This is a genomic window from Vogesella margarita (assembly GCF_028548475.1).
GTDB classification, from domain to species: domain Bacteria; phylum Pseudomonadota; class Gammaproteobacteria; order Burkholderiales; family Chromobacteriaceae; genus Vogesella; species Vogesella margarita.
Genome location: NZ_JAQQLE010000004.1, coordinates 127,818 through 141,375 on the forward strand (window position 1 = coordinate 127,818; position 13,558 = coordinate 141,375).

Annotated in this window: 12 protein-coding genes; 4 read left to right on the forward strand and 8 right to left on the reverse strand. The window is 65.1% G+C overall.

Features of this window, described 5'->3' with window-relative positions; translation table 11 throughout:
• Positions 1 to 170: 170 nt before the first annotated feature.
• The 3 genes from folD to PQU96_RS06965 all read left to right on the forward strand — a co-directional run bounded on the left by folD (position 171) and on the right by PQU96_RS06965 (position 2,580).
• Positions 171 to 1,022 (forward strand): bifunctional methylenetetrahydrofolate dehydrogenase/methenyltetrahydrofolate cyclohydrolase FolD, encoded by an 852-nt coding sequence (gene folD, locus PQU96_RS06955; protein ID WP_272771547.1) that lies wholly within the window; start codon positions 171 to 173, stop codon positions 1,020 to 1,022.
• 85 nt (positions 1,023 to 1,107) lie between these two features.
• On the forward strand, positions 1,108 to 1,968 hold the full coding sequence (purU, locus tag PQU96_RS06960; protein WP_272771548.1) for a formyltetrahydrofolate deformylase: 861 nt from the start codon (positions 1,108 to 1,110) through the stop codon (positions 1,966 to 1,968).
• Positions 1,969 to 1,971: 3 nt separating this feature from the next.
• The gene (locus PQU96_RS06965) at positions 1,972 to 2,580 is read left to right on the forward strand and encodes a hypothetical protein (protein WP_272771550.1); all 609 of its coding nucleotides are present in this window, start codon (positions 1,972 to 1,974) and stop codon (positions 2,578 to 2,580) included.
• 18 nt (positions 2,581 to 2,598) lie between these two features.
• Here the strand turns inward: PQU96_RS06965 and PQU96_RS06970 are convergent, their stop codons facing one another.
• Together PQU96_RS06970 and PQU96_RS06975 are read right to left on the reverse strand one after the other, a co-directional pair.
• Positions 2,599 to 2,940 (reverse strand): thioredoxin family protein, encoded by a 342-nt coding sequence (locus PQU96_RS06970; protein ID WP_272771551.1) that lies wholly within the window; start codon positions 2,938 to 2,940, stop codon positions 2,599 to 2,601.
• Entirely contained in the window at positions 2,940 to 3,416 is a 477-nt protein-coding gene (locus tag PQU96_RS06975) for an NUDIX hydrolase (RefSeq protein ID WP_272771553.1), read from the reverse strand. Before PQU96_RS06975 ends, PQU96_RS06970 begins: the two co-directional genes overlap by 1 nt.
• Positions 3,417 to 3,693: 277 nt before the next feature.
• Between PQU96_RS06975 and PQU96_RS06980 the strand changes: the two genes are divergently transcribed.
• Positions 3,694 to 4,941 carry a TIGR03862 family flavoprotein gene (locus PQU96_RS06980; protein ID WP_272771554.1) on the forward strand — a complete coding sequence of 416 codons (1,248 nt, stop codon included), beginning with the start codon at positions 3,694 to 3,696 and terminating at the stop codon, positions 4,939 to 4,941.
• A gap of 92 nt (positions 4,942 to 5,033) precedes the next feature.
• Here PQU96_RS06980 and PQU96_RS06985 read toward each other — a convergent pair whose 3' ends face one another.
• The 6 genes from PQU96_RS06985 to gcvT all read right to left on the reverse strand — a co-directional run bounded on the left by PQU96_RS06985 (position 5,034) and on the right by gcvT (position 13,553).
• Positions 5,034 to 6,308 carry an O-acetylhomoserine aminocarboxypropyltransferase/cysteine synthase family protein gene (locus tag PQU96_RS06985; RefSeq protein WP_272771555.1) on the reverse strand — a complete coding sequence of 425 codons (1,275 nt, stop codon included), beginning with the start codon at positions 6,306 to 6,308 and terminating at the stop codon, positions 5,034 to 5,036.
• Between the two features lie 133 nt (positions 6,309 to 6,441).
• Positions 6,442 to 7,746, reverse strand: a complete 1,305-nt coding sequence (locus PQU96_RS06990) for a hemolysin family protein (RefSeq protein ID WP_272771556.1) — start codon at positions 7,744 to 7,746, stop codon at positions 6,442 to 6,444.
• A gap of 122 nt (positions 7,747 to 7,868) precedes the next feature.
• Positions 7,869 to 8,804 carry a DUF808 domain-containing protein gene (locus tag PQU96_RS06995; RefSeq protein WP_272771661.1) on the reverse strand — a complete coding sequence of 312 codons (936 nt, stop codon included), beginning with the start codon at positions 8,802 to 8,804 and terminating at the stop codon, positions 7,869 to 7,871.
• Between the two features lie 206 nt (positions 8,805 to 9,010).
• Entirely contained in the window at positions 9,011 to 11,866 is a 2,856-nt protein-coding gene (gene gcvP / locus PQU96_RS07000) for an aminomethyl-transferring glycine dehydrogenase (protein ID WP_272771557.1), read from the reverse strand.
• A 141-nt stretch (positions 11,867 to 12,007) separates the two neighbouring features.
• Entirely contained in the window at positions 12,008 to 12,394 is a 387-nt protein-coding gene (gene gcvH, locus PQU96_RS07005; protein WP_272771558.1) for a glycine cleavage system protein GcvH, read from the reverse strand.
• A 76-nt stretch (positions 12,395 to 12,470) separates the two neighbouring features.
• Complete coding sequence (gcvT, locus tag PQU96_RS07010; protein ID WP_272771559.1) at positions 12,471 to 13,553, reverse strand: glycine cleavage system aminomethyltransferase GcvT; 1,083 nt, start codon at positions 13,551 to 13,553, stop codon at positions 12,471 to 12,473.
• Between the last annotated feature and the right edge of the window lie 5 nt (positions 13,554 to 13,558).

Sequence of the window (13,558 nt, forward strand, 5' to 3'; positions counted from 1 at the left end):
TCGAAATGGATGACTCCCGCCAGCCGGCACTGCCGCGCAGCTGCCGCGGTCACCGATGCCGCACCGCACAAAAATACGCGCGCCACACACTGATAAAGATTGAGCACCACCCCGGAAAAATGAGAAAATCCGGCTTTCGTTTACATCAAACCTTAATGGTGGATAGCAGCATGGCGGCACAACTTATCGACGGCAAAGCCGTCGCCGAAACCCTGATCAACCGCGTACGCGAAGGCGTGGACGCCCGCGTGGCCGCAGGCAAGCGCGCTCCGGCGCTGGCCGTGATTCTGGTGGGCGACGATCCGGCCTCCGGCATCTACGTCAAGAACAAGAAACGTTCCTGCGAAAAGGCCGGCGTGCGTTCGGTAGCCTACGACCTGCCCGGCAGCACCTCGCAGGAAGAACTGCTGTCCATCATCGACAAGCTGAACGCCGACGACAGCGTGGACGGCATTCTGGTGCAGCTGCCGCTGCCCAAGCAGATCGACCCGCAGCAAGTGATCGAGCGCATCGACCCGAAGAAGGATGTCGACGGCTTCCACCCTTACAACGTTGGCCGCCTGGCCACCAAGATGCCGCTGCTGCGCCCGTGCACCCCGCGCGGTGTGATGACGCTGCTGGAAGAGTACGGCATCGACCCGAAGGGCAAGAACGTGGTGATCGTCGGCGCCTCCAACATCGTCGGCCGCCCGCAGGCGCTGGAAATGCTGCTGGCGCGCGCCACGGTAACCGTGTGCCATAGCGCCACCGCCGATCTGGCAGCCGAGGTTGGCCGCGCCGACATCGTGGTCGCCGGCGTCGGCATCCCGAAATTCGTGAAAGGTGAATGGCTGAAGCCGGGCGCGGTGGTGATCGACGTCGGCATCAACCGCCTGGACGACGGCAGCATCTGCGGTGACGTCGATTTCGCCGTGGCACGCGACGTGGCCAGCTTCATCACCCCGGTACCGGGCGGCGTCGGCCCGATGACCGTGGCCACCCTGTTGCAAAACACGCTGGATGCGGCCAACCTCAACGCCTGATCGCAGACCGCGCCCCGTCCGACGCCACAGTCCACCTGCCGACTGTGGCGTTTGTTTTCCGCAAACCAATAACAAAGAGCGAACCATGAGCAACAAGCATTCGGCTACCCTGCTGGTCAGCTGCCCCGACAGCCAGGGGCTGGTGGCGGCCATCGCCAATTTCCTGCTGACCTACAACGCCAACATCCTGCACGCCGACCAGCACCAGGACGCGGTGGAGAACCTGTTCCTGATGCGGATCCAGTGGGACCTGCACGGCTTCAGCCTGCCGATGGAAAGCTTCGCCGCCGCCTTTGCCCCGATCGCGGAAAAGCACAATATGAGCTGGGAAGTGTCGCTATCGTCGCGCAAGCCGCGCATGGCGATCTTCGTATCGAAGTACGAGCACTGCCTGGTCGACCTGCTGCACCGCTGGCGCATCGGCGAGCTGGACTGCGACATCCCGCTGATCGTGTCCAACCACGAGGACTGCCGCGGCCTGGCCGAGTACCACGGCATCCCCTACCACGTGATCAGCGTGAACAAGGACAACAAGGAACAGGCCGAAGCCGAGCAGTGGGCGCTGCTGGAAGCCGCCGAGGTGGACCTGATCGTGCTCGCGCGCTACATGCAGGTGCTGTCGCACAAGTTCGTCGAGCGTTACCCGCACCGCGTGATCAACATCCATCACAGCTTCCTGCCGGCCTTCGACGGTGCCAAGCCCTACCACCGCGCCTTCGCCCGCGGCGTGAAGCTGATCGGCGCCACCAGCCACTACGTGACCGAGATCCTGGACGACGGCCCGATCATCGAGCAGGAAGTGATGCGCATCTCGCACCGCGACGATGTCGACGACCTGATCCAGAAGGGCCGCGACCTGGAGCGCGTGGTGCTGTCGCGCGCGGTGCGCTGGCACCTGGAGAACCGCATCCTGGCCTACAACAACAAAACCGTCATTTTTGACTGAGCCATGAACCTGCCCCTCATCAACGACGCGCTGGCCATGCTGCGCCTGCAGTTCCAGCCGCTGGCGCACTACCAGTACCCGACCCGGCACCTGGCGATGGCCTTGCTGCTGCTGGGCGTGGTGGCCGCCGCCAGCGCGCCGGCCGGCATGGGCGAACCGCTGAACGTGATCCTGTTCTTCACCGCCTACGTCACGCTGGAGACCCTGCTCTACGGCCGCTTCATGCAATGGTGGCTGCGCCGCGCCACCGGTGCCGTCGTGCCGTCGCTGACCGGCACCATCGTCGCCGCCAGCGCCATCCAGCTGCTGGATCCGCTCAGCAGCTGGCTGCCGGACGACGTCGCCAGCGTGGCCAGCATGACCATCGGCATGATCGGGCTGTGGCTGCTGGTATCGGCGCTGTCCTTCGGCAGCGGCATTGGCAAGCTGCGCATCCTGCTGGGCACCTTCTTGTTCGCACCGGTAGCGCTGTTCCTGTCCTTCGTGCTGATGAACGGCGCCACCGGCCTTGGTCTGGTGACGATGCCGGAAGAGCTGCAGCGCGCGCTGCAGCAGGCAGAACAGCAGGCCGACACCAAGCCGGCCACCGCCGACAACGTGCAAGCGCCGTAAAACGCCAGCGGGTCTGGCTCACGGCTCTTCCTCGGCCGGGGCCAGCAGCGCGGCCGCCAGCGCCGCGCGTACCGCGTCCGCCTGGAATGGCGCGGCAAAGCGGCAGTGGAATTCACCGTGCCGGTACAGCGCGAAGGCCGGCAGCTGGAACAGCTCGAAACGGTTGGCCAGCGCCTGCGAGCGGGCAACATCGACATAAAACAGCCCCGCCTCGCCCTGCTCCAGCCACTGCGGCAGCAGCCGGTACCAGCCGCGACAGGCGCCGCACGCGGGCTGGCCGAACATCACCAGCGCCGTGCCGGCCGTATCCGCCAGCACGTGGTCGAAGCCGAACTCGTCCAGCGTCTGCCAGCCGTCCATCACTCCACCTTGGCGATATAGCGCGCCAGCTTCAGCATGGCGCGCACCGCCTCGCTCTTGGCACCCTCCTCACCGCGCAGCTTGGCGTAGCGGCGCAGGATGGCGCGCGATTCGATGTGGATGTCCATGTCGGCATCCGGCGACGTCACCAGCGTCAGGCGGCTGCCGCCCTCCTGCAACCGTGGCTGCCCCTGCGCGATCACCAGGTACACCTTGTGCGCGTTGTGCTGGGTGATGTGATCGAACAGGTAGAGCATGGAATTGATGCGCAAGCCGGTCTGGTCGCGGATCTGGCGGATCAGCGCCTGCGAGCGCAGCTCGCCGCGTTGCGATACACCGCCGGGCAGACAGAAGCGGCTGTTGACCGAGGCCGTCATCAGCACGCCATCGGGCAGCTCGATGATGGCGGTGGCGCGGCGCGGCAAGGTGGGGCACAGGCGGGTGTCGCGTGCATGGCGTTCCGAAACAATCTGCATATTATTGGAATTCGATTCTCGAAAATTCGACAAAACAATTAAAAATCAATACTTTCGCCGGCGTGGCGAGCAATCGGTGATTTTAAACAGCCACTTGGAATATCTGCAAACGCCGTATGCATGAAATGACCAGAAAGACCGTGCCGGTCACAAACCCGGCCGCCAGGGTTGGCCGCAACGGCCGGCACGCCCCGCTGAAACGCGGCTGCTGCGGTAGCCGCCATTTCGGTACAATGCCGCTCTTTCCTTGCGGCCAACCTTTGCACACGTCCCGACCATGCCCGACTTCTCCCCTTCCCGCCCGCGCGTTGCCATCATCGGCGGCGGCCCGGCCGGCCTGATCGCCGCCGAAACCCTGCTTGCGCACGGCGCCGACGTCGAACTGTTCGACGCCATGCCTTCGGTCGGGCGCAAGTTCCTGCTCGCCGGCGTCGGCGGCATGAACATCACCCACAGCGAACCGCGCACGCCGTTCCTGGCGCGCTACGGCCAGCGCGAGGCTGCACTAACCCCGATCATTGACGCCTTCGACGCCGCCGCGCTGCGTGACTGGGTGCACGGCCTCGGCATCGATACCTTCGTCGGCAGCTCCGGCAAGGTGTTCCCCACCGGGATGAAGGCGGCGCCGCTGCTGCGCGCGTGGCTGACGCGGCTGCGCGACGCCGGGTTGCGCATCCACGTGCGCCACCGCTGGCTGGGCTGGGATGCCGACGGCGGGCTGCGCTTTGCCACCCCGGACGGCGAGTGCGTGCGGCACGCCGACGCGGTGCTGCTGGCGCTGGGCGGCGGCAGCTGGACCAAGCTGGGTTCGGACGGCAAGTGGCTGCCGCTGCTGCAGGAGCGCGGCGTGGCGGTGGCTGAGCTGCAACCGTCCAACTGCGGCTTCGACGCGCAGTGGAGCGTCCATTTCCAGGAAAAATTTGCCGGCAGCGCGCTGAAAAACGTCGCCCTCACCTTCCGCGACGCCTGCGGCCAACCCTTGACCCGCCGCGGCGAGTGCGTGGTGTCCGCCCACGGCATCGAGGGCAACCTGGTGTACGCGTTCAGCGCCGCCATCCGCGACGAGATCAACGCCCGCGGCAGCGCCACCGTCCTGCTCGACCTGGCGCCGGACCGCGACCCGGCACGCCTGCTGGCCGAACTGCAACGCGGCCGCGGCGCGGCGTCTCTGTCCAACCACCTGCGCAAGCAGTGCGGCATCGACGGCGTACGCGCCGGCCTGCTGCGCGAGCTGCTGGACAAGGAAGGTTTCAACGACATGGCGCGCCTCGCCGCCGCGATCAAGGCGCTGCCGCTGACGCTGCACGCGGCGCGGCCGCTGGACGAAGCGATCAGCAGCGCCGGCGGTGTGCGCTTCGATGCCGTCGGCAGCCAGCTGATGCTGCGTGCGCTGCCCGGCGTGTTTGTCGCCGGCGAGATGCTGGACTGGGAGGCGCCGACCGGCGGCTACCTGCTCACCGCCTGCTTCGCCAGCGGCCGCGCCGCCGCGCAGGGCATGCTGCAGTGGCTGGCGACGCCGCGCTGAACGCGCTTCGCACCGACACCCGCGCATGAAAGCACTGCGGCCAACCTTGGTGACAAGGTTGGCCGCAGCGTCGTTCAGTGCCAGTTAAAGGCTCAGGCAGCCGCCTGCAAGGCCTGCTGGATGTCGGCGAGAATGTCGTCGACGTGCTCGATGCCGATCGACAGCCGGATCATCTCCGGGCGCACGCCGGCGCGCAGCTGTTCTTCCGGCGACAGCTGGCGGTGGGTGGTGGACGCCGGGTGGCAGGCCAGCGACTTGGCGTCGCCGATGTTCACCAGCCGCGTCACCAGCTGCAGCGCGTCGATGAAGCGGCCGCCGGCCTCGACCCCGCCCTTGATGCCGAAGGACAGGATGCCGGAGGCGCGGCCGCCCATGTACTTGTCCACCAGCGCTTTTTGCGGATGCTCGGCGCGGCCGGCGTACTCCACCCACGCCACCGCCGGATGCGCGGCCAGTGCGTTCGCCACCTTCAGCGCGTTGTCGCAGATGCGGTCCATGCGCAGCGCCAGCGTCTCGATACCGAGCAGGATCTGGTGCGCGTTGAACGGCGAGATGGCGGCGCCCATATTGCGCAGCGGCACCACGCGGGCGCGGGCGATATAGGCGGCGGCGCCGAGCACCTCGACGTAGTTGACGCCGTGGTAGCTGACGTCCGGCGTGTTCAGGCGCACGAAGCGCTCGGCGTGCTCGCCCCACGGGAACTTGCCGGAGTCGACGATGATGCCGCCGATGCTGCCGCCGTGGCCGCCGAGGTATTTGGTCAGGCTGTGCACCACGATGTCGGCGCCATGCTCGAACGGACGGCACAGGTAGGGCGAGGGCACGGTGTTGTCGACGATCAGCGGCAGGCCGTGGCGGTGCGCCTCGGCGGCGAAGGCGCCGAAATCGACCACGTTGCCCAGCGGGTTGCCGATGGATTCGCAGAACACGGCCTTGGTCTTGTCGTCAACGTTGGCCGCAATGTCCTGCGGTCGCGCCGGGTCGATGAAGCGCACGGTGATGCCCAGCTGCGGGAAGGTGTGCGCGAACAGGTTGTAGGTGCCACCGTACAGGGTGCTGGTGGCGATGATGTTGTCGCCGGCCTCGGCAATGGTCTGGATCGCGTAGCTGATCGCCGCCATGCCGGAGGCCACCGCCAGCGCGCCGATGCCGCCTTCCAGCGCCGCCACGCGTTTCTCCAGCACGTCGGTGGTCGGGTTCATGATGCGGGTATAGATATTGCCCTGCACCTTGAGATCGAACAGGTCGGCGCCGTGCTGGGTGCTGTCGAAGGCGTAGCTGGTGGTCTGGTACAGCGGCACCGCCACCGCCTTGGTGGTCGGGTCCGGGCTGTAGCCGGCGTGTACGGCGAGGGTTTCCAGTTTCATTGCTCTCTATCCTGTGTTTATGGTTGCAAAACCGCTTAACTTTATCGTCATTTTTTGCCGCCGCAAAGCAGGATTGCCGATAAGCAATGCCGCAAAACAAGACCCCGCACAAGGCGGGGTAGTTTTCGACAGGTCAGGCGTCCGGCGTGACTTCCGGCGGCGGCGCCGTCACCAGCAGCTTGTCGACACGGGTGCGGTCCATGTCTACCACTTCGAAGGTGAAGCCGCCCCACTCCACGCGGTCAGCGGTGACCGGCACGCGGCCGAGCATGAAGATGACGAAGCCGGCCACGGTCTGGAAATCGCCGGTTTCCTCGCCCTCGATCATGTCCAGGTCGAAGTGTTCCTTGAAGTCGTCCAGCGACATCATGCCGTCCACCAGCCAGCTGCCGTCGTCGCGCTGCACGATTTCCTCGTCGCTGTCGGAGGCCTCGGTCGGCAGATCGCCGACAATCGCCTCCATCACGTCGTTGATGCTGACCAGACCCTCGATCTCGCCGTACTCGTCCACCACCAGCGCGGTGTGGTTGCGCGTGCGCTTGAACTGCTCCAGCAGCTGCATCGGGCTGATCGCCTCCGGCACGTACAGTGGCGGGCGCACCAGCCCTTCCAGCGTCACCGACTTGTCGTCCAGCAGGCGGTGCAGCAGGTCCTTGGCCTGGATCATGCCCAGCACGTTCTCGAAGCCGCCCTTGCACACCGGATAGCGGGTGAACACGCTCTCCTTGATGATGCGCAGGTTGTCTTCCAGCGGGTCGTCGATGTCCAGCGCCACGATGTCCTTGCGCTGGGTCATGATCGAGACCACCTTCTTCTCGTCCAGGCTGAAGATGTTTTCCACCAGCTCCTGCTCGGCGCGCTCGAAGATGCCCTCTTCCGCGCCCTGCTCCATCAGCACCTTGATCTCTTCCTCGGTGATCGACGGCTCTTTCGGCTTCTTGATGCCCAGCACGCGCAGTACCGTCTCGGTGGACAGGCTGAGGAAGCGCACCAGCGGTCGCGTCACCCGGGCCAGCAGCAGCATAGGCGGCGCCAGGACCGTGGCCAGCACTTCCGGGTTCTGCATGCCGATGCGCTTGGGCACCAGCTCGCCGATGATCAGCGAAAAGTAGGTAATCAGCAGTACGGTGATGCCCAGCGACAGCGGGCGGGCAAATTCGGCCAGCAGCGGGATCGCCGCGAAGTAAGGCATCAGGCGGTCAGCGATGGCGGCCTCGCCGAAGGCACCGGACAGGATACCGATCAGGGTGATACCGATCTGGATGGTGGACAGGAAACGGGTCGGTTCGTCGGCCAGCTTGAGCGCGGCAATGGCACCGCGGTGTCCTTCTTCGGCCCACTGCTGCAGGCGTACTTTGCGCGAGGAAACGATGGCAATTTCAGCCATCGCAAAAATGCCGTTCAGGAAAAACAGCACGAGAATTATGAATATGTCCATCGGACTGTGGGGTGACCCCGGTAATAAGGAAGCCCCGATTCTACATCAGGGCGTGCCGGATTCAACTTTTTCGCCGCCGGGCGCGGGACGGCGAGCGCCCCGCCCCCGATTACGACAAGCGCTTAGCCGCGCAGCAGGCGCCAGCCGCGCTGCCCCACGGTCACCAGCAACAGCACCAGCGCACCGGCAACGATGCCGGTCAGCGCGTCCAGCGCCGTCGGCGTCAACAGTGCCAACGTGCGCCCCACCAACGGCAGGTTACCGGCGATGGCGGTGGTCTCCTCGATGGCGTGATGCAGGAAGGACAGGCCGTGGGTCAGGATGCCGCCACCGACCATGAACATCGCGGCGGTGCCGACCACGGCCAGCGTTTTCATCAGGTAGGGGGCGGCATTGAGCATCAACGCGCCCAGCCATTGCAGCGCGGCGCTATCCTTGCGGCTGAGGTGCAGGCCGCCGTCGTCGAGCTTGACGATGCCGGCCACCAGGCCGTAGACGCCGACGGTCATGATCAGCGCGATGCCGGACAGCACCGTCAGCTGCGACAGGAACGGCGCCGCCGCCACTGTACCCAGCGTGATGGCGATGATCTCCGCCGACAGGATGAAGTCGGTGCGGATCGCGCCCTTGATCTTGTCGCGCTCGAAGGCCAGCATGTCGGTGGCAGGGTCGCTCAGTGCCGCGGTCAGAGCCTCGTGGTGTGCCTCGTCTTCCGCCGCGCTGTGCAGCAGCGGGTGCGCCAGTTTCTCGAAGCCCTCGAAGCAGAGATAGGCGCCGCCCAGCATCAGCAGCGGTGTGATCAGCCACGGCGCCACCAGGCTGATCAGCAGCGCCGCCGGCACCAGGATCAGCTTGTTGCGCAGCGAGCCCAGCGCCACCGCCCACACAACCGGCAGTTCGCGCTCGGCGTGGACGCCGGCTACCTGTTGCGCGTTGAGCGCCAGGTCGTCGCCCAGTACGCCGGCGGTCTTCTTGGCGGCGACCTTGGTCATCACCGCCACGTCATCCAGCACGGTGGCGATATCGTCAATCAGGGTTAACAGGCTTGCTCCTGCCATCATCGGCTCCTGCCGCCTCGCACAGGCGGTCGTCAGTAAGTGGGAAAAATCGGCTGGCATGGTAGCAGCTTTCCGTGACCGGCCCCATCACCAATCGGCGCGCCGCGCGCCCCGGCATGCGGAGCCGGTGTGACGCGCATGAAAAAACCCCGCCGTCTCCGGCGGGGTTTTGCCTGCACGGCGGCCAGGGTTGGCCGCAGGCACGCTTACTGGTAGCTGTCGATGGACGGGCAGCTGCAGATCAGGTTGCGGTCGCCGTATACGTCGTCGATACGGTTCACGCTCGGCCAGAACTTGTTTTCCAGCACGTACGGCAGCGGGAAGAAGGCTTCCTCGCGGCTGTACGGGCGGGTCCACTCACCGGCGATATCGGCCTTGCTGTGCGGCGCGTTCACCAGCGGGTTGTTGTCCGCCGGCCATACACCGTTCTGCACCTTGTCGATTTCCTGACGGATGGCAACCATGGCAGCGATGAAGTGATCCAGCTCGGCCTTGGATTCGGATTCGGTCGGCTCGATCATCAGCGTGCCCGCTACCGGGAAGCTCATGGTCGGGGCGTGGAAGCCGTAGTCCATCAGGCGCTTGGCCACGTCCACTTCGGTCACGCCGGAGGCGGCCTTCAGTGGGCGCAGGTCGATGATGCACTCGTGCGCCACGCGGCCATTGCGGCCGGTGTACAGCACCGGGAAGTGCCCCGACAGGTGCTTCATCAGGTAGTTGGCGTTCAGCAGCGCCATTTCGGTAGCGTGCTTCATGCCTTCCGTACCCATCATGCGGATGTACATGTAGGAGATCGGCAGGATGGAAGCGGAGCCGAACGGCGCAGCGGATACCGCGCCCTGGCCGGCCACGGCGCCCGGTACGGCGGACACCACGTGGTTGGCCATGAACGGCGCCAGGTGCGACTTCATGCCGATCGGGCCCATGCCCGGGCCGCCGCCGCCGTGCGGGATGCAGAAGGTCTTGTGCAGGTTCATGTGCAGCACGTCGGCACCGATGTCGGCCGGGCGGGTCAGACCCACCTGGGCGTTCATGTTGGCGCCGTCCATGTACACCTGGCCACCGGCCGCGTGCACGATCTCACAGATTTCCTTGATGCCTTCCTCGAACACACCGTGGGTGGACGGGTAGGTGATCATCAGCGCGCCGAGGTTGGCCGCATGCTGCTCGGCCTTGGCACGCATGTCGGCCATGTCCACGTTACCGTTGTCGTCGGTCTTCACCACCACTACCTGCATGCCCAGCATCTGCGCGGTAGCCGGGTTGGTACCGTGCGCGGATTGCGGGATCAGGCAGATGGTGCGGTGCGCTTCGCCACGGCTGGCGTGGTAGCGGCGGATCGCCAGCAGGCCGGCGTATTCGCCCTGCGCACCGGAGTTCGGCTGGATCGAGATGGCGTCAAAACCAGTGATGGCCATCAGCTGCTGCTGCAGGCCTTCGATCATTTCCAGATAGCCGGCAGTCTGTTCGCGCGGAGCGAACGGGTGCATGTTGGCGAACTCCGGCCAGGTGATCGGAATCATCTCGCTGGTGGCGTTCAGCTTCATGGTGCAGCTACCGAGGCTGATCATGGAGTGGTTCATCGCCAGGTCGCGGTTTTCCAGCTTCTTGAGATAGCGCAGCATCTCGTGTTCGCTGTGGTGGGTGTTGAACACCGGGTGCGACAGGATGGCGGACTCACGCTTCAGCGCGGCCGGAATGGCATCGGCGGCTGCGGCGTCCAGCGCGGCGATGTCGGCCGGCTTGCCGGTGAAGATCTCGATCAGCTGCTTCAGGTCGGCTTCGGTGGCGGCTTCGTGGAAGGCCACGCCCAGCACGCCGTTGCCGGCATCGCGCAGGTTGATGCCGGCAGCCAGCGCAGCAGCGTAGACGTTGGCCGCATTGGCGCCCAGTTCAACCTGTACGGTGTCGTAGAAGCGGTCGAACACCAGCTTGCCACCGGCAGCCTTCACCGCGTGGGCGAAGATGGCAGCCATGCGATGGATACGCGCGGCGATGCGCTTCACGCCCTCGGCGCCGTGGTACACGGCGTACATGCCGGCGATGTTGGCCAACAAAACCTGACTGGTGCAGATGTTGGAGTTGGCTTTCTCGCGACGGATGTGCTGCTCGCGGGTCTGCAGCGCCATGCGCAGCGCGGTCTTGCCCTTGGCATCCACCGATACGCCGATGATGCGGCCCGGGGCGGAACGCTTCATGTCGTCCTTGAAGGCGAAGAAGGCAGCGTGCGGGCCACCGAAGCCCATCGGCACGCCAAAGCGCTGGGTGTTGCCCACCGCTACGTCGGCGCCCATTTCGGCCGGCGACTTCAGCGCCACCAGTGCCATCACGTCGGCAGCAACCACTGCCAGCGCGCCCTTGGCCTTGGCAGCAGCGATGTACGGGGTCAGGTCCAGCAGCTCGCCGGATTCGCCCGGGTACTGGAACAGCACGCCGAAGTATTCGCCGTTGCCGGCTTCTTCCGGGTGGCCCTGCACCAGCTCGAAGCCGAAGTATTCGGCGCGGGTGCGCATCACATCCAGGGTCTGCGGCAGCACGCGGCTGTCCACGAAGAACTGGTTGGACTTGGACTTGGACACGCGGCGCGCCATGGCCATGGCTTCGGCGGCAGCGGTTGCTTCGTCCAGCAGCGAGGCGTTGGCGACTTCCAGACCGGTCAGGTCGATGATCATCTGCTGGAAGTTCAGCAGCGCTTCCAGGCGGCCCTGGGCGATTTCAGCCTGGTACGGGGTGTAGGCGGTGTACCAGCCCGGGTTTTCCAGCACGTTGCGCAGGATCACGCCCGGGGTCAGCACCGGGTAGTAACCCAGGCCGATGAAGGACTTGTTCACCACGTTCTTGCTGGCCACGGCCTTCAGGTCGGCCAGGGCATCGGCTTCACGCTGTGCCGGCGGGATGTCCAGTGCGCGGTTGAAGCGGATATTGGCCGGCACGGTCTGCGCCACCAGGTCTTCCAGCGAGGAAGCACCTACATAGGCCAGCATCTCGGCCTTCTCGGCCTCGCACGGGCCGATGTGGCGTTCGATGAATTCTTGATGATTGAAGAGTTGCGAGAGCGACATGTCTTCGATTCCGTTTGCTGAGTAAGCCACGAAACACACGGCAACACACGGTGCCCCGGAGGACGGGCGGCATGCCTTCCCGTGTGGTTCGTGGCTAGAAAACAAAAAGCCCTACTGTCTGACGACAGCAGGGCTCGTTCATCAGGCGCCGATTTCGGCTGCGTAGGCAGCGGCGTCCAGCAGACCGTCCAGATCAGCGGCGTTGGCCGGCTTGATCTTGAAGAACCAGCCAGCGGCATACGGCTCGCTGTTGGCCAGCTCGGGATTGGCTTCCAGTTCGGCGTTCACTTCCAGGATTTCGCCGGCGATCGGTGCGTACACGTCGGACGCGGCCTTCACCGACTCCACCACACCGGCCTGCTCGTCGGCAGCCAGGTTGGCGCCAACGGCTGGCAGCTCGACAAATACGATGTCGCCCAGCAGTTCTTGTGCGTGTTCGGTGATGCCCACGGTCACGGAACCGTCGGCTTCCAGGCGCAGCCACTCGTGGCTGGATACGTATTTCAGTTCGGCAGGAATGTTGCTCATGTTTTCTCTCCAGAAAAATGCGTTGTCTTGGTGTGAATCGGGACAGTCTCGGCTCGCCCCGTCGTTATACACCAGCTTATTCAAAAACTTTCTTGCCGTTGCGCACGAACGGCATTTTCACCACACGCACCTCGGTCAGCGTGCCGCGCAGGTCTACCTGGGCGGTGGCACCGGTGGCAGCCGGAACGCGGGCGATGGCGATGGAGTGTTTCAGGGTTGGCGAGAAGGTGCCGCTGGTGATGATGCCTTCGGCACCGTCGACCACGACCTTCTGGCCTTCGCGCAGCACGCCGCGGCCTTCCAGCACCAGGCCGACCTGTTTCATCGCCACGCCGGCAGCCTTCTGCGCTTCCAGTGCGGCACGGCCGATGAAGTCACGGCCTTCGGTCCAGGCGATGGTCCAGCCCATGCCGGCTTCCAGCGGCGACACGGTCTCGTCCATGTCGTGGCCGTACAGGTTCATGCCGGCTTCCAGACGCAGGGTGTCGCGTGCGCCGAGGCCGATCGGGGCCACGCCAGCGGCTTTCAGTTCATCGAAGAAGGTGATGGCCTGATCGGCCGGGATCATGATTTCGAGGCCGTCTTCACCGGTGTAGCCGGTGCGGGCGAAGAACCAGTCGCCGGATGGCAGACCCTGGAATACTTTCAGTGCCTGGATGGCGTCGGCCAGTTCCGGCTTCACGCTGCATACCTTGGCGATCGCGGTCGGGCCCTGCACTGCCAGCATCGCCAGGTCGCGGCGCACTTGCAATTTCACATCGAAGCCGGCGGACTGCTTGTCCATCCACGCCAGGTCCTTTTCGGTGGTGCCGGCGTTGATCACCATGCGGTAGCCGGTGGCGGTCAGGTACACGATCAGATCATCGACCACGCCGCCCTGCTCGTTGAGCATGCCGGAGTACAGCGCCTTGCCTTCGAAGCCGAGCTTGGCCACGTCGTTGGCGATCAGCTTCTGCAGCCAGACCTTGGCGTCGCTGCCGGTGATATCGACCACGGTCATGTGCGACACGTCGAACATGCCGGCATCGCTACGCACGATCTCGTGCTCTTTCAGCTGCGAGCCATAGTGGATCGGCATTTCCCAGCCGGCGAAATCAACCATCTTCGCGCCGGAAGCGACGTGGGCATCAAATAAAGGGGTACGTTTCGGGGCCGTCATTGCAA